At 71.6% G+C, this 21,612-nt stretch carries 19 protein-coding genes and 1 pseudogene; 5 read left to right on the top strand and 15 right to left on the bottom strand.

Translation table 11 applies throughout. The features are described 5' to 3' along the window. Positions 1-13: 13 nt before the first annotated feature. Positions 14-1,045: an LLM class F420-dependent oxidoreductase gene (locus tag VFC33_15315; protein ID HZR14607.1), complete on the top strand. Its 1,032-nt coding sequence runs from the start codon at positions 14-16 to the stop codon at positions 1,043-1,045. An 18-nt stretch (positions 1,046-1,063) separates the two neighbouring features. Here VFC33_15315 and VFC33_15310 read toward each other — a convergent pair whose 3' ends face one another. The 3 genes from VFC33_15310 to VFC33_15300 form a co-directional block, all read right to left on the bottom strand. After that, positions 1,064-2,242, bottom strand: a complete 1,179-nt coding sequence (locus tag VFC33_15310; protein ID HZR14606.1) for an acyl-CoA dehydrogenase family protein — start codon at positions 2,240-2,242, stop codon at positions 1,064-1,066. Positions 2,243-2,253: 11 nt separating this feature from the next. Continuing rightward, positions 2,254-3,219 carry an acyl-CoA dehydrogenase family protein gene (locus VFC33_15305; protein HZR14605.1) on the bottom strand — a complete coding sequence of 322 codons (966 nt, stop codon included), beginning with the start codon at positions 3,217-3,219 and terminating at the stop codon, positions 2,254-2,256. A 204-nt stretch (positions 3,220-3,423) separates the two neighbouring features. Further along, a complete protein-coding gene (locus VFC33_15300) occupies positions 3,424-4,593 on the bottom strand; it encodes an acyl-CoA dehydrogenase family protein (GenBank protein ID HZR14604.1) in 1,170 nt (389 codons plus the stop codon). Between the two features lie 128 nt (positions 4,594-4,721). On the opposite strand from VFC33_15300, the gene VFC33_15295 reads away from it, so the two are divergent. After that, the gene (locus VFC33_15295) at positions 4,722-6,458 is read left to right on the top strand and encodes an amidohydrolase family protein (GenBank protein HZR14603.1); all 1,737 of its coding nucleotides are present in this window, start codon (positions 4,722-4,724) and stop codon (positions 6,456-6,458) included. A 150-nt stretch (positions 6,459-6,608) separates the two neighbouring features. Then, positions 6,609-7,814, top strand: coding sequence for an acetyl-CoA C-acetyltransferase (locus VFC33_15290; GenBank protein ID HZR14602.1), 1,206 nt, complete (start codon positions 6,609-6,611; stop codon positions 7,812-7,814). A gap of 76 nt (positions 7,815-7,890) precedes the next feature. On the opposite strand, the gene VFC33_15285 is transcribed toward VFC33_15290, so the two are convergent. The 11 genes and pseudogenes from VFC33_15285 to VFC33_15235 form a co-directional block, all read right to left on the bottom strand. Next, entirely contained in the window at positions 7,891-9,024 is a 1,134-nt protein-coding gene (locus VFC33_15285; GenBank protein ID HZR14601.1) for an acyl-CoA dehydrogenase family protein, read from the bottom strand. Further along, positions 9,011-9,799: an SGNH/GDSL hydrolase family protein gene (locus tag VFC33_15280; protein HZR14600.1), complete on the bottom strand. Its 789-nt coding sequence runs from the start codon at positions 9,797-9,799 to the stop codon at positions 9,011-9,013. Before VFC33_15280 ends, VFC33_15285 begins: the two co-directional genes overlap by 14 nt. Further along, positions 9,796-10,287: a PPOX class F420-dependent oxidoreductase gene (locus tag VFC33_15275; protein ID HZR14599.1), complete on the bottom strand. Its 492-nt coding sequence runs from the start codon at positions 10,285-10,287 to the stop codon at positions 9,796-9,798. Before VFC33_15275 ends, VFC33_15280 begins: the two co-directional genes overlap by 4 nt. Before the next feature lie 21 nt (positions 10,288-10,308). Then, positions 10,309-11,061 (bottom strand): SDR family NAD(P)-dependent oxidoreductase, encoded by a 753-nt coding sequence (locus VFC33_15270; protein HZR14598.1) that lies wholly within the window; start codon positions 11,059-11,061, stop codon positions 10,309-10,311. A 77-nt stretch (positions 11,062-11,138) separates the two neighbouring features. Next, entirely contained in the window at positions 11,139-13,223 is a 2,085-nt protein-coding gene (locus tag VFC33_15265) for a diguanylate cyclase (protein ID HZR14597.1), read from the bottom strand. A gap of 49 nt (positions 13,224-13,272) precedes the next feature. After that, positions 13,273-13,845 (bottom strand): annotated as a pseudogene (locus tag VFC33_15260) (DsbA family protein). A 138-nt stretch (positions 13,846-13,983) separates the two neighbouring features. Next, positions 13,984-14,361 (bottom strand): VOC family protein, encoded by a 378-nt coding sequence (locus VFC33_15255; GenBank protein ID HZR14596.1) that lies wholly within the window; start codon positions 14,359-14,361, stop codon positions 13,984-13,986. Beyond that, positions 14,358-15,158, bottom strand: a complete 801-nt coding sequence (locus VFC33_15250) for an SDR family oxidoreductase (GenBank protein ID HZR14595.1) — start codon at positions 15,156-15,158, stop codon at positions 14,358-14,360. Before VFC33_15250 ends, VFC33_15255 begins: the two co-directional genes overlap by 4 nt. Before the next feature lie 16 nt (positions 15,159-15,174). After that, positions 15,175-16,101, bottom strand: coding sequence for a cyclase family protein (locus VFC33_15245; GenBank protein ID HZR14594.1), 927 nt, complete (start codon positions 16,099-16,101; stop codon positions 15,175-15,177). Positions 16,102-16,183: 82 nt separating this feature from the next. Next, positions 16,184-17,293 carry a zinc-binding dehydrogenase gene (locus VFC33_15240; protein HZR14593.1) on the bottom strand — a complete coding sequence of 370 codons (1,110 nt, stop codon included), beginning with the start codon at positions 17,291-17,293 and terminating at the stop codon, positions 16,184-16,186. A gap of 37 nt (positions 17,294-17,330) precedes the next feature. Then, entirely contained in the window at positions 17,331-18,806 is a 1,476-nt protein-coding gene (locus tag VFC33_15235; protein ID HZR14592.1) for an aldehyde dehydrogenase family protein, read from the bottom strand. Positions 18,807-19,065: 259 nt separating this feature from the next. Here VFC33_15235 and VFC33_15230 point away from each other — a divergent pair, with 259 nt between their 5' ends. Both VFC33_15230 and VFC33_15225 read left to right on the top strand, forming a co-directional pair. Then, a complete protein-coding gene (locus tag VFC33_15230; protein HZR14591.1) occupies positions 19,066-19,959 on the top strand; it encodes an alpha/beta hydrolase in 894 nt (297 codons plus the stop codon). A gap of 4 nt (positions 19,960-19,963) precedes the next feature. Beyond that, the gene (locus VFC33_15225) at positions 19,964-20,779 is read left to right on the top strand and encodes a maleylpyruvate isomerase N-terminal domain-containing protein (protein ID HZR14590.1); all 816 of its coding nucleotides are present in this window, start codon (positions 19,964-19,966) and stop codon (positions 20,777-20,779) included. On the opposite strand, the gene VFC33_15220 is transcribed toward VFC33_15225, so the two are convergent. Continuing rightward, positions 20,766-21,608, bottom strand: a complete 843-nt coding sequence (locus VFC33_15220; protein ID HZR14589.1) for a thioesterase family protein — start codon at positions 21,606-21,608, stop codon at positions 20,766-20,768. The genes VFC33_15225 and VFC33_15220 overlap by 14 nt on opposite strands. Positions 21,609-21,612 lie beyond the last annotated feature (4 nt).

Raw genomic sequence — 21,612 nt, 5'->3', positions numbered from 1 at the left:
TGAGCGAGAAGACATGAAGCTCGGTTACCACGTCGGGTACTGGGGTCGGCAGCCACCGCCGCGCGCGCTCGAGACGATCAAGGAGGTCGAGCGCCTCGGGTTCGACTCGGTCTGGACCGCGGAGTCGTGGGGCTCCGATGCGTTGACGCCGCTCGCGTGGTGGGGCTCCCAGACCACGAAGGTGCGACTGGGTACCGACCTCGCACAGCTCTCCGCGCGCACGCCGACCGCGATGGCCATGGCCGCGATCACGATGGACCACCTGTCGGGCGGTCGCTTCGTGCTCGGTCTCGGCGTCTCCGGCCCGCAGGTCGTCGAGGGGTGGTACGGCCGCCCGTTCGCGAAGCCGCTCGCGCGCACGCGTGAGTACGTCTCAATCATCCGCAAGGTGCTCGCGCGCGACAAGCGGGTGACGAACGACGGACCTCAGTACCCGATGCCGTACCGGGGTGAGGGCTCGCTCGACCTCGGCAAGCCGCTCAACGTGATGACCCATCCGTTGCGCGAGGACATCCCGATCATCCTCGGTGCGGAAGGCCCGAAGAACGTCGCGCTCGCCGCGGAGATCGCGGACGGCTGGTTCCCGATCTTCTACTCGGCGAAGCACGAGCGGATGTACACGGACGCGCTCGACGAGGGCTTCGCCCGTCCCGGTGCGCGCCGCACGCCGGACGAGTTCGAGATCCTGCCGACAGTCACGGTGAACATCGACGACGACGTCGAGCGTGCGGCCGACGCGCTCCGCCCGATGATCGCGTTGTACGTCGGCGGCATGGGTGCTCGGGGCATGAACTTCCACTACGACGTCTTCTGCCGGCTCGGCTACGAGGCGGAGGCCAGCAAGATCCAGCAGCTGTTCCTCGACGGTCAGAAGGACGACGCGATCGCCGCGGTGCCGACGAAGATGGTCGAGGAGATCTGCCTCATCGGTCCGAAGGAGAAGATCCGCGACGAGCTCGACGCGTGGAAGGAGTCGCGCGTCACGACGATGCTCGTCGGTGCGCCGATCGAGACCCTCCGGGTTATGGCGGAGCTCGTCCTCTAGCGCGGCGCGGCTCGTGCTCTAACGCGGCGCGCGCGGCAGGCCGAGCCCGGCCATGCCGATGATCTCGCGCTGCACCTCGTTCACACCGCCGCCGAACGTGCCGACCGGTGCGGCGCGGTACGCGTGCTCGAGCTCGCCGCGCAGGACCGCACCCGGCGAGCCGGCCTTCAGGGAGCCCGCCGAACCGAGCACCTCCATCAGCAGGCGGCACGCCTCGAGACGGAACTCGGTGCCGAACACCTTCATCGCCGACGCGTCCGCGGGCTTGAGGTTCCCCTCGGCGAGCCCGGTCGCGACGCGCCAGTTCGAGAGCTTCAGCACCTCGACCTTGGCGCGCACGCGCGCGAGGTTGAGCCGCACCCACTCCTGGTCGATGACGCGCGTGCCGTCGGTGCGGCGCGTCTCCTGGGCCCAGCGGCGCACCTCCTGCAGGTGGCGGTCGCTCTGGCCGGCGGGCGCGAGCGCGACGCGCTCGTGGTTGAGCTGCGTCGTGATCATCTTCCAGCCCTCGTTCTCCTTGCCGACGAGGCACGACGCGGGCACGCGCACGTCCTCGTAGAACGTCGCGTTCGTGTGCCCGCCGCCGAGGAGCCAGATGGGCGAGTGCTTGAACCCCGGCAGCGACGTCTGGACGAGCAGGATCGAGATGCCCTTGTGCTTCGGCGCGTCCGGGTCGGTGCGGCACGCGAGCCAGATCCAGTCGGCGTCGTGCGCGCCGGTCGTGAACACCTTGTTGCCGTTGACGACGTACTCGTCGCCGTCGCGCACCGCGCGTGTGCGCAACGACGCGAGATCCGTGCCGGACCCGGGCTCGGTGTAGCCGATCGCGAAGTGGAGCTCGCCGGCGAGGATGCGCGGGAGGAAGAACGCCTTCTGCTCGTCGCTGCCGAAGCGCATGAGCGTCGGACCGACCGTGTTGAGCGTGACGAGTGGGACCGGCACGCCGGCGCGCTGCGCCTCGTCGAAGAAGACGTACTGCTCGAGCGGTGAGCGACCCTGGCCCCCGTACTCCTTCGGCCAGCCGACGCCGAGCCAGCCGTCGGTTCCCATCTGCCGGACGACGTCGCGGTACGCGGGCCCGAACGCCTCGTTGCCGGACCCGAGCGCGGCGCGACGCTCGGGCGTCATGAGTCGCGCGAAGTAGTCGCGCAGCTCCCGTTGCAGGGCGAGCTGGTCGGCATCGAGCTCGAGGTGCATCCGACCCAAACCTACAGCGCGGTCGCGATCGCCTCGGCGTGCTCGGCGACCGACCCGAGGACGGTGTCGAGCAACCACGCGCGCTTCAGGTACAGGTGCGCGTCGACCTCCCACGTGAAGCCCATCCCGCCGTGCACCTGGATGCACGCTTTGCCGTTGCGGACGGCGGCTTCGCCCGCGTTGACCTTCGCGGCGTGCACGGCGCGCTCGGGATCGCCGACGTCGGGATCGTCGAGCGTCACACCGGCCGCGTACACGGCGGCACGCGCGACCTCGGTGCGCACGAGCATGTCCGCACACATGTGCTTCACGGCCTGGAACGATCCGATCGGCTTGTCGAACTGCTGACGCTCCTTCGCGTACGCGACCGCGAGGTCGGTGGTCGCCTCGGCGATGCCGAGCTGCAGCGCGGCCACGAGCGCGGCGCCTTCCAATCGCCAGCGCGCGACGACGTCGGGACCCGCGACCTGCTCACCCTGCGCCACGTCGCCCGTCACACGATGTAGCGGGGTGAGCGGGTCGAGCGGCCGGGCGACCGGCTCGACGTCGAGCGCACCGGGGTCGAGCGCGAACGCGCCGTCGTCGCGTACGAGGAGCAGGACGTCGAGCGCGTCACGGTTCTCGACCAGGAGCGGCTCGTCGCCCGCTTCGACCGCGCCGACGATCGTCGAGCCGTCCGCCGCGCCGTCGACTGTCGCGGCCGCGAGATGCGAGCCCACGAGCGGACCAGGAACGAGCGCGCGGCCGAGCTCCTCGAAGACGAGGACGGCCTCCTTCATCCCGAGGCCGACGCCACCGTCTCCCTCGGGGACGCGCAGCGCGAACACGCCCGCGTCGGCGAGGTCGCGCCAACCCTCACGGTCGACGCCGCCCGTCGACTCGGTCGCACGCACGCGCTCCATCGTGAAGCGCCCCTCGCACAGCTTGCGCACGCCGTCCTGCAGCGCGACCTCGTCCTCACTCAGCTCGAAGTCCATGTCGTCTCGCTCACTCGCTGCGGGCCGGGATACCCGGCCCGCGGGCGCTCGTTCGCTGGCGAGCGCACTCCGCTCGCTCCGCTCGTCTCCGTGCGCCGCATCCGCGTTGGGCCCCGGGCCGCGGCCGTTCGCTCGCTGGCGAGTACCGTGCGCTCGCTCCGCTCGGCTCCGGGCACCGCACAGTGCGCGGGCGACTTCGTGCGGTCATCGTTCCTTGGGGAGGCCGAGAACGCGCTCGCCGACGATGTTGCGCTGGATCTGCGACGTGCCAGCCGCGATCGTGAGCGAGAGCGCGTGGATCTGCCCGTAGACGTGCTCGCCGTTCGGGATGCCGTCGACGTCGGCGATCGACAGCCCCGCGCGATCGAGCACGTGCATCGACAGCTCGCCGAGACGCTGGCGCACCTCCGAATAATGCAGCTTGAACACCGAGCCGCCGACGCCCGGCACGCCGGTGCGCGCCGCCTGCGAGACGTTGCGCTTCGTCAGCGCCCAGAGCGCGTCGAGCTCGGCGGCGAGGTGACCGAGCTCACGGCGAACGTCGACATCCTCACGCCCGAGCTCGCGCGACACCGCGGCGAGCGAGCGGACGAGCTCCATCGACTGCAGCATCTCGCTCACGAACGCGGTGCCACGCTCGAAGCTGAACGTCACCATGGCGACGCGCCATCCGTCGTTCTCCGCGCCGACACGGTTCGCGACCGGGATGCGCACCTCGTCGAGGAACAGCTCCGCGAACTCGGTGCTGCCGTGGATCGTCCGCAGCGGACGGACCTCGATGCCGGGGAGGTCCATCGGCATGATGAGCCACGTGATGCCGCGGTGCTTGGGCGCGTCCGGATCGGTACGGACGAGCAGCTCGCAGTAGTCGGCGACCTCGGCGTGCGACGTCCAGATCTTCTGGCCCGTGACGACGTAGTGGTCGCCGTCGAGCACCGCACGCGTCCGCAACGACGCGAGGTCCGACCCCGCGCCCGGCTCCGAGAAGCCCTGGCACCACACCTCGTCGCCCCTCAGGATCGCGGGCAGGTGCGCGGCGCGCTGCTCGTCGCTGGCCTCCGCGATGAGCGTCGGACCCGCGTGGAGCAGCCCCACGAAGTTCACGCCGACGTACGGCGCGTTCAGCCGTTCGGTCTCCTCGAGGAAGATGAGGTGCTCGGACGGCGACGCGCCCCGGCCGCCGTACTCGGTCGGCCAGTTGATGCCCGCGTACCCGGCGTCGAACAGCATGCGCTGCCACGCGGTGTCGTACTCGCGGCGCGCGGGCCAGTCGTCCGGATCGGGCTTGGGCGTCAGCGTTGGCAGCACCTCGCGCAGCCACGCGCGCAGCTCCGCCGCGAACTGCTGCTCCGCCGCGGTGTACCGGAGGTCCACGGCGGCGCAGTGTACGGGCGGACTGACGGGCAGTCAGATTCACACGCGGACGCAGGCGACCGCGAGTGCGCGCGGCGCTACTGTGACGCCGACGTCATGCTCGTCGGTCGTCTTCGCGGGGGTGCCCGATGCTCGACTGTCTCGTCACCGGCGGTGAGGTCCTCGACGGGAGCGGGCGGCCCGGCCGTCGCGCCGACGTCGCCATCCGCGACGGCCGCGTCGTCGCGATCGCCGCGCCCGGCACGATCGACGAGGACGCCGCGGCGCGCATCGACGCCGACGGTCTCGCGGTCGCGCCGGGTTTCGTCGACATCCACACGCACTACGACGCGCAGCTGTTCTGGGACCCGGCCGCGACGCCGTCACCGCTGCACGGGGTGACGACGATCGTCGGCGGGAACTGCGGCTTCACGATCGCCCCGCTCGTACCCAGCGAGGCCGACTACATGCGGCGCATGCTCGCCCGGGTCGAGGGCATGCCGCTCGAGTCGCTCGAGGCGGGCGTCCCCTGGGACTGGCGCAGCTTCGGCGACTACCTCGACCGGCTCGACGGCAACGTCGCCGTCAACGCGGGGTTCCTCGTCGGCCACTCGGCGATCCGCCGCGCGGTGATGCGCGACGCGGCCGTCGGCGAGGAGGCGAAGCCCGCGCAGGTCGACGAGATGGCGCGGCTGCTCGACGAGTCGCTCGCGGCGGGCGGTCTCGGGTTCTCGTCGTCGCAGGCGGCGACGCACAACGGGGGCGACGGCAGGCCGGTGCCGTCGCGGTTCGCGACGCGTGACGAGCTGCTCGCGTTGTGCGGGGTCGTGCGGCGTCACGACGGCACGACGCTCGAGTTCATCCCCGCGGTGGGTGGCTTCCTGCCCGAGCACCTCGAGCTGATGACCACGATGTCGCTGGCCGCGAACCGTCCGCTCAACTGGAACGTGCTGGCCGTGAACTCGGCGCGACCGCAGGCGCACGAGGAGTCGCTCGCCGCCGGTGACTACGCCGCCGAGCGGGGCGGACGTGTCCTCGCGCTCACGGTCCCCGACGTGACGCTCGTCCACCTGAACTTCAAGACCGCGTTCCTGCTCGACGCGCTGCCCGGCTGGGGCGAGACGATGGCGCTCCCGCACGACGAGAAGCTCAAGGCGCTGTCCGATCCCGAGGTGCGCGCGCGGTTGAAGGAGTCGGCGGCGTCACCCGATGCCGGCGTGTTCCGCACGATGTTCAAGTGGGAGAACATGCGGATCGTCGACACGTTCGCGCCCGAGAACGCGGGGCTCGCGGGTTCGACGGTGGGCAAGGTGGCCGCCGAGCGCGGCGTCGACCCGTTCGACGCGCTGCTCGACGTCGTGATCGCGGACGACCTGCGGACAGTGATCGCGCCGCCGATGGCCGGTGGCGACGACGCGAGCTGGCGGATGCGTGCCGAGGTGTGGCGGGACCCGCGCGCCGTGGTCGGCGCGTCCGATGCCGGGGCGCACCTCGACATGCTGTCGACGTTCACGTACACGACGTCGATGCTGCGCGCCGTGCGCGAGCACGATCTCATGCCGATGGCAGAGGCCGTCCACCTGCTCACCGACGTCCAGGCCCGGCTCTACGGCATCCGCGAGCGCGGCCGCATCCAGGAGGGCTGGCACGCCGATCTCGTCGTGTTCGACGCCGATCGCATCGCGCCTGGACGCGTCTACACGCGCGACGACCTGCCCGGCGGCGCCGGGCGGCTGTACGCGGAGGCCGAGGGGATCGAGCACGTGCTCGTGAACGGCGTCGAGATCGTGCGCGGCGGCGAGGTCACCGGCGCGACGCCGGGCACGTTGCTGCGGTCCGGCCGCGACACCGAGACTGTGACGGTGCCGGGCGGGCAGTCCGGCTGACGCGACCGTCAGGATGCCGCCCCGAGGGGCGACCGGCTAGACAGAAGCGAGCGAGCCACTCGGCGAGCGGAAGCGGGGCCGAGCGGCCTGGCGCCGCAGGCGCCGAGAGCGAAGATACGAAGCCCGCGTTTCGTCCTCGAGGAGCAGGCCATGCCCGAAGCCGTCATCGTCGCCACCGCCCGCACCCCGATCGGCCGGGCCAACAAGGGCTCGCTCGTCGACGTCCGGCCCGACGACATGTCGGCGTTCATCATCTCGTCGCTGCTCGACAAGATCCCCGAGCTCGACCGCAGCCTCGTCGAGGACGTCCTGTGGGGGTGCGGGCAACCGGCCGGCGAGGCAGGCACGAACATCGCCCGCGTCGCGTCGCTGCTCGCCGGTCTGCACGAGGTGCCCGGCACGACCGTCAACCGCTACTGCTCCTCGTCGCTGCAGACGATCCGCATGGCCACGCACGCCATCAAGGCCGGTGAGGGCGACGTGTTCGTCGCCGGTGGTGTCGAGACCGTGAGCCGGTTCGTCCACGGCGCGGCGGACACCGGCCCGAAGAACGAGAGGTTCGCGGACGCGGGCGCGCGCACGAAGGCGCGCGCGGAAGGCGGCCAGCCCGACTGGACGCCGCCCGCGGGTCTGCCCGACGTGTACATCGCGATGGGCCAGACCGCCGAGAACGTGCGCGAGCTCGAGAAGGTCTCGCGCGAGGAGATGGACGAGTTCGCGGCGCTGTCGCAGCAGCGCGCGGTCACGTCGCAGGAAAACGGCTTCTTCGACCGCGAGATCACGCCGATCACCACGCCCGACGGCACGGTCGTGAGCAAGGACGACGGCCCGCGCCCCGGTACGACGGTCGAGAAGCTCGCGACGCTGAAGCCCGCATTCCGGCCTGACGGTGAGGTCACCGCGGGCAACAGCTGCCCGCTGAACGACGGTGCGGCGGCTGTCGTCGTCATGAGCGACACGAAGGCGCGCGAGCTCGGCATCACGCCGCTCGCGCGCGTTGTGGCGAGCGGCGTGACGGCGCTGAACCCGGAGATCATGGGGCTCGGACCGATCGAGGCGTCGCGCCAGGCCCTGAAGCGTGCGGGCATGACGATCGACGACATCGACCTCGTCGAGATCAACGAGGCGTTCGCCGCGCAGGTCGTTCCCTCGGCGAAGCACCTCGGCGTGCCGTGGGACAAGCTCAACGTCAACGGCGGGTCGATCGCGCTGGGCCACCCGTTCGGCATGACGGGCGCGCGCATCATGACCACGCTGCTCAACGGCCTCGAGGACGCCGACAAGACGTTCGGCCTCGAGACGATGTGCGTCGGCGGCGGCCAGGGCATGGCCATGATCGTCGAGCGGCTGTCGTAACGATCCTGAGTGCTTTTGTGCAGCGTCAGACACACATGATGTGGATGACGCTTCACAGAACGGAGAGGGGCAGGGGTCAGCGCGGGAGGCCGAGGACCCGCTCGGCCACGATGTTGCGCTGGATCTCGTCGGTACCGCCGCGGATCGAGATCGACGGGGCCGTGAGGAAGAGCGTGCGCCACTCGTCGTCCACCGCGGTCGCGGCCGGACCGAGGACGCGCATCGCGACGTTCGTGTAGTCCCGGAACAGGTGCGTCAGGCGAAGCTTCATGCCCGACCCCTCGGGACCCGGACGGCCCGCGCGTGCGAGGTCCCGTGCGCGTTGCCCGCTCAGGCGCGCGACCTCCGAGGCGACGTACACGCGCGCGAGTGCGTCGCGCACGAGCGGGTCGCGCGTCGCGCGACAGGCGCGCGCGAGGTCGACGAGGCGGGTGAACGAGAGCCCCGCACCACCGCCGCCCGCGAGTCCGCCCCGCTCGTGCGCGAGACAGGTGAGCGCGACGGCCCATCCCTCGCCCACGCCGCCGATGCGGTCATCGTCGTCGACCAGCGCGTCGTCGAGGAACACCTCGTTGAAGTGGGTGTCGCCGTTCATCTGGCGGAGCGGGCGGACGTCGACGCCGCGCTGGTCCATCGGCAGCCCGAACGCGGTGATGCCCGCGTGCTTCTCGGCGTCCGGATCGGTACGGGCGAGCAGCAAGCCCCACTGCGAGTACTGCGCCCGACTCGACCAGACCTTCTGACCGGTGACGCGCCACACGTCGCCGTCGCGGACGGCGCGAGTCGCCAGGCCCGCGAGATCGGAACCCGCGCCCGGCTCGGAGAACAGCTGGCACCAGATCTCGTCACCGGTGCGCACGGCCGGGAGCCAACGCTCGCACTGGTCGCGCGTCGCGTGCGCGACGAGGGTGGGGCCGACGAGGGCGAGCCCGACCATGAACGGGTACAGGTCGGGGACGCGGAACGCGGCCAGCTCCCGGTTCACGACCGCCGCGTGCTGCGCGTCGAGGCCCATCCCGCCGTACTCGACGGGCCACGTCGGTACCGCCCAGCCGCCGTCGGCGAGCGCGCGCAGGTACGCGCGCCCGGCCTCGAGATCGTCGCTTCCCGCGCCGAGGACGACGACGCGCTCGCCGGGAGCGCGTCGTTCCAGGCGCTGGTCGAGCGCGGCGCGCACCTCGCGCGCGAACGAGTCGTCAGGCGTGGGCACGGCGTTGCCGCACGACGCGCTCGAGCGCGCTCCGGACGACCGGAGTCGCCGCGTCGGCCCAGATCGCGTGGCCCGCGCGGCTCGGGTGGAACCAGTCGGGCCCGAACAGCGAACGGTCGCGGCTGAACCGGGCGGTCATCGCCCCGACGGGCACCTTGTCCGCGTAGTCGAACCGTTCGGCGACCCGTCGGTGGATGCGATCGACGGAGCGCGAGCGTGCGGACGCGACGAGCGTGAGCGGGAACGGCACGCGCGGCACGTTGCCGAGATCCCCGACGCCCGTGAGCAACACCTCGGGCGCGACCGCGTGCAGCTCCGCGACGATCGCCGTCAGGTCTCGCTCGATCTCGCGCAACGGGGTGACGTGCATGACGTCGTTCGCGCCGGTGGAGACGATCGCGAGGTCCGCACGTGTGCGCAACGCCCGGGGTAGCTGGTCGCGGCGCACCTCCGCCGTGCGCGCGCCACCGGTCGCGACGCTCACGATCCGTATCCGGAACTCGCCGGACAGACGCGCCGCCATCTGACGCACCCAGATGTCGTCGACCGACTCCAGTCCCGACCCCGTGAGCGTGCTGTCGCCCAGCAGCAGCAGCGTGACCTCCGGGTGCGCCGGGTCGCCGACCTCACCGGACGGGTCGTGCCCGGTCACCGTGGGCAGGCCCCGATGCACCGCGTACATCGCCTCGGCGTACAGGAAGCCCGCCGCGCCGACCAGCGCGGCAGGCAGTGCGAGCGTGCCGTAGACGAGCGTCCGCCGCGTCGCCTGCTTCACGCGCTCGGTTCCTTGGGCCGCGTGGACGGCATCCCGAGCTTGCGGTGGTCCCACGAGACGACGCGCTCGACCGCGAGCTTCACCACGACCCGCTTGTTCAACATCGCCTCGACGAACGGCCGCATCTCCTCGGTGTACTTCCCACCTTGGTACCGCTCGAACACGCTGATGCCGAGCTCGAACATCCGGTCGGGATCGTCGACGATCTCGCCCGTGCCGACGAGCTCGACGCCGCGGAGCTCCTCGTAGGTCTCGCCGTCCTCCACGAGCACCGTCATGCGAGGGTCGCGCCGGAGGTTCTGGACCTTCTGGCTCTTGGCCTTCGTCTCGATCGCGATGGCTCCCTCGAGGAAGCCGTACCACATGGCGACCAGGTGGATCGTCCCGTCGTGGTTCATGGTGGCGATCGACATCGTGTGACGCCCTTGTAGGAACTCGTCGACCTCCTCCGAGGTCATCTTGATCACGTCACGCTGCTTGACGCCCATGGCGGTTCTCCTGTGCTCGCTTCACGCGCTCGATGCCGCGTCGACTGGGATGACGGCGCCGTTGACGTAGCGCGCCTCGTCGGATCCGAGGAAGGCGATGACGGCCGCGCAGTCCTCGGGCCGGCCGAACGCCCGGTACGGCATGATCCGCCCGAGCAACGTCGCAGACGCGCCGTCGGGGAACGTGAACTGCTCGGTGATCGCGGTGTCGATGCTGCCGGGCGCGATCGCGTTCACGCGCAGGGTCGTCTCCGCGTACTCCATCGCGACGGATCGTGTGAAGAGCGCGACACCGCCCTTCGATGCCGAGTACGCCGCGCTGTACGGCTGCGCCTTGAGTCCGGCGACCGAGGCCACGTTCACGATGCTGCCGCCCGTCTCGAGCAGCATCGGGATGCACGCACGCGACACGAGGAACGTGCCCGTGAGGTTGACGGCGATGATGCGGTTCCAGTCCTCCAGCGTCAGCTCGTGGGTGTGGCGGAACGAGCCGATGCCCGCGACGTTGCACAGCAGGTGCGGCGGGCCGAACGCCGCGACCGCGGCGTCGACGGCGCTCGTGACGGTGCGCTCGTCGCTGACGTCGCACGTGAGCGCGACCGCCTTGCCGGCCCCGGCGCCGCCGATGTCCGCGACGGTCGCCTCGTTGGCGTCGACCGCGACGTCGAGGCACGCGACGGATGCACCTTCGGACGCGAGACGGAGAGCCGTGGCCCGGCCGATGCCCGAGCTCGCACCGGTCACGATCGCGACCCGCCCCTCGTAGCGCCCCACGCTGCTCCTCTCGACCCCAGGCGCGCCGACACGTGCGCGGCAGGGCCCGTCACCCTACGCGGAGCCGCGGATCGCAGTCAGGCGGCGAGCTCGACGCGGTCGCGCCCGGTCTGCTTCGCGCGGTACATCGCGGCGTCGGCGGAGGTGAGGAGCGCCTCGGGATCGTCACCCGCGTGACCGACGGCGACCCCGACGCTCGCGGACACCCGCAGCGACCGGCCACCGATGCGGTACGGCGCGCGCAGCACGTCGAGCAGATGGTCCGCCGCGCGATGCGCGTCGTCGGGGTCCGACACGCCCGCGAGCAGCACCACGAACTCGTCGCCACCGACGCGCGCGACGGTGTCGCCCGCGCGCACGGACCCTGCGAGCCGCCGCGCGACGTAGGTGAGGAGCTCGTCACCGGTCGCGTGACCGCACGTGTCGTTCACGTGCTTGAAGCCGTCGAGGTCGACGAACACGAGGGCGAAGCGCGGGTCGCTGTCGCTCGACGGGGCGACGGCGCGCGACAACCGGTCGTTCAGGAGCCGCCGGTTCGCGAGGCCGGTCAGACCGTCGTGCAGCGCCTGGTTCCGGATGTCGTCGACGAGGCGCGCGCTGCGGAGCGCGACCGCACCCTGGTCGGCCATGCCCTGGAGCCGTTCGGCGAGGTCGTCGTCGCGCGTCGGATCCGTCGCGCTCTCGTCGTGGACCGGCGTCGTCACGACGCCGTGGAACTCGCCGCCGGCCACGAGCGGTACGACGCGCACGCGCTCGACGCCGACACCGCGGAGCAACGCACGCACCACGCTGCTCGACGTACCGAGGTCGAGCACCGCCGGGGCCGGCGTCCGCAGCATCCGCGCGAGCTCGGGAATCGTGTCGGGCTGCAGCCGCGCGGCCCGCAACGTGCGTTCGACGTCCTCCGTGTACCCGGACAGGCCCCGGTACGACAGCGTCTGCGACGCGGGATCCCAGACCAACACGGCCGCGTGGTCAGTGCCGATCACCGTGGGGACCGCGTCCGCGAGTCGCTGCGCGACCGCGTCGACGCTGCCGCCGTCGGCGAGCGCGGACGCGAGGTGCAGCAGCGCTCGGGCGGTCTCGTTGCGTCGCCGTGCCGTCTCGAGGGCCGTGGCCATGTTGATCGCCGCCGCGGCCGTCGCGGCGAACGCCTCGAGCAGACGACGCTCCGCGGGGAAGAACGACGCGCCCTCGGGATGCAACGCGACGAGACGTCCGAACGCCCGGTCGCCCGCGCTCACCTCGACGACGAGTCGCGAGCCGTCGGCCTCGTCGCGCTCCTGGGCGAGGACCTCGCGCGCGACGCGGCGCGCCTCGTCGTCGCTGGCGAACCCGTGGTGGTGGACGCGCAGGTCGTTCGGACCGAGCGAGACGGCGAGCAGGTGTCGCGTCGCGCGCACGGCCTGCGCCGCACGCTCGACGATCTTGGCGAGGACGGTCTCGACGCCTTCCGTCGCGACGAGCTCGCGCGTCGCCTCCTGCATCGACTCGAACCGCTCGGTGAGGACCGCGAGCTGCGCCTCGAGGTGCTCGATGCGTCGCTGCGGGTTCGTCTCGGGCGACGTCGACGGGTCCCAGCGGACCTCGTAGACGCAGCGAGGCGCGCCGCGGCGTTGGCACTGCGTCTCGACGACCTCGGCCGGATCGATGCCGAACACGATGGGGACCTGCGAGAGCGTCCCGGCGGTGTACTCGCAGAACGTGACGTCGCGCTCGAGCCCGGCGACCGCCCACGCCTCGACCACGGCGTGGTCGTCGCCGAGCTCGACGGGTTCGAGGCGCGTCGCGGTGGAGATCTTCGACGCGGTGACGGCGATGTTGCGCAGCACCTCGGCCGGCGAGCCGAGCGCCCGGAGGAGCGCGACGACCTCGCTGCCCTGCCACTGCCGCAGCATCTCCTCGCCGACGACGCGCGCGAAGCGAGCGTCGCCCGTGACCTCGATCCCGGCTCGGAAGAGCGCGACGACCGTCGCGTAGTCGCTCCACGTCGACTGCTCGCGCAGCTCGGCCGGGTCACGGTCGTCCCCGGCGAGCGCCATGAGGCGGGGGACGGCCTCGTCGCCCGCGACCCGCGCCGCGCAGCGGAGGATCACCGCGGTGACGCTGCCCGCGATCCGTCCCGAGCCGTCCTCGGGCGCGCCGGCGCCCTCGATCGCCATGCTGGCTCATCGGGCGGACGGGCCGGTTGTTGAGGGCGAAGGAGCTCGTTTACATGCTGGCGCCCGGCTCGGTGGCCCGCTCGAGCATCCGCTCGTAGTCGGCGACCTCGACCGCTCCGCTCACGAGGAAGCGCCCGGCGACGACCACGGCCGGGACGGCGTAGATCCCGAGCTCGATCGCCTCGTGGTACTCGGCGAAGACCCGGCGCTGCTGCTCCTCGCCGTGCTGGGTGAGGGCGGCGTCGAAGGCGTCGGGGTCGAGCCCGACGGACGCAGCCACGTCGACGAGCACGGCACGGTCCGACACCGTGCGGTTCTCGGCGAAGTAGGCGTGGAGCAGCGCCTCGTGGTAGCGGCGGGCCGGCTCGTCGCCGAACAGCCCTGCGACCTTCGCCGCGACGGCGGGCGGGACGCTGTGCGACGGCGGCGGGGCGTCGGTCGCCCAGACCGTGAACTCGCAGCGCGGCTCGACCGACGCCGGCCGCCGCCACGACTCGGTGTACGCGCGGAACCGGTCGAGCGGGCGCTGCTCGCGCTCCGGGCGCAGCAGGAAGGCCCGCCACTCGACCGTGATCGCGTCACCGAGACGTTGCTGCAGCTCTTCGAGGCGGACCGCCGCGACGTAGCACCACGGTCAGAGGAAGTCCGACCAGACGAGGAGGGGGACGGGTGTCACGACGACGCACCGTACCCCCGCCGCGTTGGGTCACTTTCTCGGCGTATGGACGCGAAAACGCCCCAACGCGCCTGCGGGACGCCGTCACCCGTCGGTGTCTTCGTGGCAGACGGCTTCGACATTGTGACCGTCGGGGTCGCGCACGAACGCGCCGTAGTAGGTCGGGTGGTACTCGGGGAACACCCGCGGCGCGTGCAGGATCTCGGCGCCGAGCGCGACCGCGGCGTCGTGGAACGCGCGCACCTCGGCACGCGTCCGGGCCCGGAACGCGACATGGATCTCACGCGTCTCGTCGCGCTCCGCCGGGCTGAGCCAGAACGACCCGGGCTGCGGGCCGAAGAACCCGACGACATCCGGCGCCGGCTCGAACGCCGCCTTCATCCCGAGCCGTGCGAGCAGGGCTTCGTAGAACGAGCGGCTCCCGGCGACGTCCGCGCACTGGATCCCCACGTGATCGATCACAGCTCTCCCATCGGGTACGGGAACTTGGCGCCGACGCCGCCGTCGACGACGAGCGTCTGCCCGGTGACGTACGACGCGAGGTCCGACGCGAGGAACAGGATCGCCGACGCGATGTCGGCGGGCAGGGCGACGCGACGCAGCGGCGCGTTCTCGGTGTTGCGGGCGCGCCCCTCGTCACCCAGGTAGGCCGAGACGCGCGGCGTCCACACGACGCCGGGCGCGACCGCGTTGACCCGGATGTTGGAGGGCCCGAGCTCGACGGCACCCGAGCGGACGAGCGCAATCAACCCCGCCTTCGCCGCGCCGTACGCGGCGTGACGCGGGGCGGACGTGATCCCCGACACCGACGCGACGAACACCATCGCTCCGCCCCCGCTCCGCGTCATCGCGCGCCCACCGAGCTGCATCGCGAGGTACGCGTGCCGCAGGACGATGTCGAAGTGCCAGTTCCACAGCTCGTCGGTGATGTCGACGAGGTCCGCGTACTGCGCCATGCCGATGATGTCGACGACGCCGTCGATGTCGCCGAACGCGGCCTGCGCGCTCGCGAACATCGACTCCGCGTCGTCGCGCTTCGTCGCGTCACCCGACCACGCGACGCCGTCGACCTCCTGCGCGATGTCGTTCGCGAGGTCGTGGTCGAGATCGACGCAGAACGTGCGCGCGCCGACCGACGCGAGCGCGTGCGTCGCCTGGCGGCCGATCCCCTGTCCCGCGCCGATCACGACGAACCGCCTGTCGTCGAGCCGCAGCTTCCCCGGGTAGTCGGGGATCGCCGTGTCGTCGCTGCGCGTCATCCGCTCGTGGCCCGGGCTACTTGATCGCAACCGGCTGGACCGGAGACCCGACCGCGTTGGTGAACGGCAACGGTGACGCATCCAGAAGGAACGCGTACCGCCCGTCGTCCGCGCAGTCGGCCGCGAGCTGCTCGAGGTCCCAGTTCTGGCCCTGGGTCATGCCCATGTCGACGAGGTGCAGGAGGTGGACGGGCAACAGCGCGTCGTCACGTTCGCACGGGAACACCTCGAACGTGATGTTGTCGGTCGCGACGGCCGCGACGTCGTGCTCGCGGAACCACCGCACGCTCTGCAGCGACGGCCCCGCCGCCGGGGTGCCGTACGCCATCTTGTCGCCGGCATGGAAGAGCTGCATCTGACCCGTCCGGACGAGCACGATGTCACCGGGTCGCACGTCGACCTTCCCGAGCTCGGCCGCGGCGTCGAGATCGTCGCCGGTGATCGGATAGCCGCCCTTGAGACGGTCGACGCCCTTCGCGCGCGCGACGTCGAGGAGCACGCCTCGCGACACCAGCGAGGTGATGTTGTGGATCCCGAGCCGGTTCGCACCGAACTCGTTGATGACGCTCGCGGGGACACCGTTGTAGAGGTTGCCGTCGTAGCTGACGTGGCCGAGGCCGTCCCAGTGCGTGCACGCCTGGATGCCCATGGTCACGGTGTCGTCGCTGGTGCAGAAGTTCGACGGGTCGCCGGTCAGCGGCGTGTTGATCATCAACATCGTCCGCAACGGGTTCGTCCGGCCGGGGATCGCGCCGATCTGCGGACCGGCCTGGTCGAGCGGGAGTCCGAGCGCGAACCGCTTGCCGGTCGTGACCAGCGCGGCCGCGTCGCGCACGACCTCGTCGGTGATCAGGTTGATCGTCCCGATCTCGTCGTCGGCACCCCAGCGGCCCCAGTTGCGGACCTCGGCCGCGAGCTCCTTGACGTCGTCGGGGAGGGCCATGATCACGACCTCCCGTGCAAGAGGCAGTTCCAGTGCAACGAGCTGTTGGCCGGCCGGAGCGGCGAGCTTGCGAGCGCGACCATCAACGCAGCGTGAGCACGCCGCGCGCGAGCTTGCCAGCCTCGAGATCCTCGACCGCGTGCTCCCAGTCCTCGATCGGGTACTGCGCGGTGACGAGCTCGTCGAGCTTGAACACACCGCGCCGGTACATGTCGATGATGAGCGCGACGTCGTGGTGCGGGCGGTGCGATCCGGCGCGGCATCCCATGACGCCGCGCTCGACGTGGGTCATGTACGTGACGGGTGCGGTGAACTCGGCCGTCGGTGCGGGGACGCCGACGATGACGACGTTGCCGCCCCAGTCGAGCATGTCGAGACCCTGGCGGATCGTCGCGGGAGCGCCGACGCAGTCGAACACCCAGTCGGCACCGCCGGCGCCGAACGGACCGCGAACCTCGTCGTCGCGGAACGGGAGCAGCGCGTGCACCGCCTCGACGCTGTCGACGTCCGGCCCCGCGAGCACGAAGTCGGTCGCGCCGAAGTCGCGCGCGAGCTTCTCCTTGTCGGGGAGCGTGTCGACGGCGATGATCCGGCTCGCGCCGGCGATCCGCGCGGCCTGGATGGCGTTGAGGCCGACGCCGCCGACACCGAAGACAACCGCGGTGTCGCCGCGCTTGAGGTCGGCCCGGTTCCACACCGCGCCGGCACCCGTCAGCACGCCGCACCCGACGAGCGCGGCCGACTCGAGCGGGACGTCGTCGGGGATCTTCACGCACTGCCGGCCGTCGACGATCGTGAACTCGGTGAAGAACGACGCAGCGGCGAAGTTCCACGTGGGCTCGCCGTCGAGCGTGAAGGGCTGCGTCCGGTTGCCCATGCTCTGTCGGCAGTACGCGGGCTTGCCGGTGATGCAGTACCGGCAGGTGCCGCAATAGGCGAGCGTGTGCAGGACGACGTGGTCGCCGGGCTCCACGTTCGTGACCGCGTCACCGACCGACGCGACGATGCCCGCGCCCTCGTGCCCGAGCACCGCGGGCGCGGGCCAGGGGATCGTGCCGTTGATGACGCTCAGGTCGCTGTGGCACAGACCCGCCGCGACGATCTGCACCTTGACCTCGGTCGGGCCCGGGTCGCGCACGTCGAGTCCCTCGCGCAGCTCGGCCCGCTGACCGGTGTAGACGAGGCCCTTCATCACTCTCCCCTTCTCGCGTACCGAGGGACCGACGCCGTCACGACGGCCAGATGATGCTCTGGAGCTCCGTGTAGGCGTAGAGCCCGAAGTCGCCGCCGTCGCGCCCGACGCCGCTCATCTTGAACCCGCCGAACGGCGCCTCGTGGTGGCGCTGCGCGGTGTTCACGCCGACGTGGCCGCAACGCAGCTCCTTCGCGACACGGAACGCGCGCGTCGTGTCCTTCGAGTACACGTAGTCGTAGAGCCCGAAGTCGCTGTCGTTCGCGATCGCGATGCCCTCCTCCTCGTCGTCGAAGGGCACGGTCACGATCACGGGACCGAAGATCTCCTCGCGCACCGGGGTCATGCCGTTGCTGCACCCGGCGATCAGCGTCGGGCCGACGTAGTACCCGCGGTCGAGGTGCGACGGACGCGTGCCGTCCACGACGATCTCGCCGCCCTCCTCCTTGCCGAGCTCGATGTAGCGCTCGACCCGCGCGCGCTGCGCGTCGGAGATCAGCGGCCCGACGACGGTGTCCTGCTTCGTCGGGTCGCCCACCGTCAGGTGCGGCGCGGCGGCGGCGAGCTTCTCGACGAGCTGGTCGTAGACGCCGCGCTGCACGACCGCGCGCGTCGGTGCGGTGCAGATCTGGCCGGAGTGAAAGCCCCACACGCTGACGAGCGCAGTGACGGCGGCGTCGAGGTCGGCGTCGTCGAACACGATGCACGCGCCCTTGCCGCCGAGCTCCATGAGGAGGCGCTTCATCGTCTTCGCGCCGGCCTCGTAGATCCTGACGCCCACCGACGTGCTGCCGGTGAACGAGATCATGTCGACGTCCTTGCTGTCGACGAGCGCGGACCCGACCTCGGGCTTCGAGCCCGTCACCACGTTGACGACGCCCTGCGGGAAGCCGACCTCCTCGCACAGCTGCGCGAACTCGATGATCGCGAGCGGGTCCTGCGGCGCCGGCTTCATCACGATCGTGTTCCCCGTCGCGAGCGCGGGTGCGACCTTGCCGGCCATGTTGACGAGCGGGAAATTGTACGACGTGATGCAGCCGACGACGCCCGCGGGCTGACGGACGGCCATCGCGTTCATGAGCGCGCCCGGCGCGAGCGGGGTGGCCGGCATGACCGACGGCTGGAAGCCGACGTCGATGTTCTCGATCGCGCCGCGTGCGTAGCGCTCGAAGCGCGCGGCGGCCTGCGGGACCTGCAGCTGCGAGCCGACTGACAGCGTGGCGCCCGTCTCCGCGATGACGAGGGGCAGCAGGTCGGAGGTGCGCTCGCGGAGCTTGTCCGCGAGCGCCTGGAGCAGCCGGGCGCGCTCCTCGGGCGCGGTGTGGGACCACGCCGGGAACGCCTCCTTCGCGGCCGCGGCCGCGGCGGCGACGTCGGCGGCGGTCGCCTCGGGCGCGGGCGCGACGACCTCTTCCGTCGCGGGGTTGACGACGTCGTACGTCCCGCCCGACCCGTCGACCCACTCGCCTCCGATGAGCAGCCGGTACTGCTTGTCGGTGAGCGTCGACGTCATCGGATGCCTCCCGCGCGCGAGCAGATCGGCGCTCGTGACGCCGGATCTGATGGGCCGTCAGCGCACTGTAACGCGGCGTCCCCGCGAGACGTCAGCGGGCCTCGCTCCGCATTCTGTGAAGCGTCAGACACACATCGTGTGCATGACGCTTCACGGGACGGGACGCGCGCGTCGTCGCGGTCACGACCTACGCTGACGCCCGCTCGAGAAGGAGGTCACGGTGCCGCTCGATCCGGTCGCACGCACGCTCATCGACGCGATGGAGCAGGTGTTCCCGTGCGTCGAGAACATGGAGGCGGCCGAGGCGCGCGCCATGGCGAAGGAGATGCCGCCGGCGGTCGAGGAGCCGGAGGCGGTCGCGGTCGTGTACGACCGGACGATCCCCGGTCCGGACGGCGACGTGCCCGTGCGCGTCTACCGGCCCGTGGAGGGCGGCGATCCGCTGCCGGTCGTCGTGTACTTCCACGGCGGTGGGTGGGTCATCTGCGACCTCGACACCCACGACGGCACGTGTCGCGCGCTCGCGAACGGCGTCAACGCCGTGGTCGTGTCGGTCGACTACCGCTTGGCGCCGGAGCACAAGTTCCCGGCCGCGGCGGAGGACGCGTACGAGGTCACCAGCTGGGTCGCCGCGCACGCGGACGAGCTCGGCGTCGAGCCCTCGCGTCTCGCGGTCGCGGGCGACAGCGCGGGTGGCAACCTCGCCGCCGTCGTCGCGCTCATGGCCCGCGACCGTGGCGGGCCTGCCATCACGTTCCAGCTCCTCGTCTACCCGGTGACCAACCACTCGTTCGACACCGACTCGTACCGCGAGAACGCGGACGGCTACTTCCTCCACCGAGCGTCGATGGAGTGGTACTGGCGCCAGTACCTGGCCGACGAGCGCGACGGCGCGAACCCATACGCGTCGCCGCTGCGCGTCGAGGACGCGCGCGGGCTCCCGCCGGGGATGGTGATCACGGCGGAGTTCGACCCGCTGCGTGACGAGGGCGAGGCGTACGGCAGGAAGCTCGCGGAGGCCGGCGTCCCGTTCGACGTCCGCAGGTACGACGGCGTGTTCCACGGGTTCTTCTCGATGGTCGCGTTCCTCGACGGCGCGAAGCAGGCCACCGCCGACGCGCACGCCGCCCTGCGCGACGCGCTGTGGTCGTGACGCGATGAGCGAGCCTCCGCTCGGCGTGTGCACGCGAGCCGGCGTCTCGGCGGGCGCGGCTCCCGTGATCGAGGCGTTCGCGACGCAACGGGCGCGCCTCGTCCGCTTGTGCCGGAGCTTCTCGGACGACGAGTGGCGCGCGCAGAGCCGGTGCGCGAGCTGGACCGTGCACGAGGTCGTCCGGCACCTCGTCGACCCGACCGACCGGATCGCGAGGATCGCGCGCGGTGAGCCGACCGGCGACACGGAGTTCGACCCGCGCACGACGCCAGGCCGTTGGCTCGAGGAGACGGCCGGGCTCACGACCGCGGAGACCGCGGACGCGCTGGTCGCGTCGACCGAGTCCGAGCTCGCGGCGTTCGACGACCTCGCGCTCGCCGACTCCGACCGCGCCTTGCCCGGCCCGTACGGGCCGATCCACTGGACGACGTTCGCGCTCCACGTCTTCTGGGACAGCTGGCTGCACGAGCGCGACGTCGCGCTGCCGCTCGGCTGCGCGCAGGACGCGACCGCGAACGAGAACACGCTCGCCGCGCTCTACGGCATCACGCTCGCCGGCCTGCCGCTCGGCACGGCGGGGGCGACGGCGACCGAGACGTTCGTCCTCGACGGGGTGGGTGGCGGCGGCTTCCGGCTCGACGCGGCCACCGAGACGTGCACGACGACGACCGCGGATACCGGCGACGATGCGCTGCGCGGTGAGCTCGCGCCCGTCGTCGACTCGCTCTCGGGACGCGACGCCGAGCTCGCCGACGTGCTCGACGGTCCGCCCGAGCGCCTCGCGCGGCTCGGCTACATGCGCGCGTTCATGCGGAGCTGACCGGGCGACACAGCAGCTGGCTGATCCCGGACGCGAGGAACGTCCCGTCGTCCGCCCACACGGATTGGTGGCTCGTGACGAGCCCGTCCGCACCGCTCGGCGACGTTCCCTGCGCGAACAGGTACGCGGAGCGCGGCCGGAAGCGGTGGAAGTGGCACGCGAGGTCGATGCTCGGCGCGTAGAGGCCGCCGGGGTCGACGTGGCGGCGCACGACCGCGGGCCAGGAACCGACGTCGAGGAGGATCGCGAGGCGCGCGGCGTCGATCCACGGGTCGCCGGTGTCGGGGTCGGGCAGGAAGCGCAGCCACGTCTGCCACTCCGGCGCTCCGGGCTCGCGCGCCTCCCAGTCGTCGACCCACGCGAGTGGCCGCGACTCGAAGTTGCGCCAGAAGGGGTACGTGTCGTCGCCGTCGCGCCCGGCCGCGGCGAGGCGTTCCTCGACGGTGGGGTGGTCGAGGGGCGCGCCGGCGTCGCCGGGCATCGGCGTGACGTCGTGGGTCAACGCGGGCAGGTCGTCGGCGACCGCCCACACGAGCGCCTCGACCACGGCACGATCGCCCTGCGTGACGGAGACCCGAACCGACTCGGCCTTCTTCGCAGCGCGCAGCGTCGTCGTCGTCAGCGTGACCGGACCGAACGCGGCGACGCCGAGATAGTGCGCGACGACGCTGGCCGGGCGGTCGAAGCGCGTGTGCGCGCCCGCCGCGCGCAGCGCGGTCGCGACGACATAACCGCCCATGGGACCCCAGATCTCCCATTCGCGCGACAGCGTCGCCTCGTAGACGCCGTCACCCCCGCGGACCGCCGTGTCGACTCCGAGATCTCCCACGGCG

It is taken from the genome of Acidimicrobiia bacterium, from assembly GCA_035651955.1.
In the GTDB taxonomy this organism is placed as follows: Bacteria; Actinomycetota; Acidimicrobiia; order IMCC26256; family JAMXLJ01; genus JAMXLJ01.
This window is presented reverse-complemented; position numbering and strand designations above follow the sequence as displayed.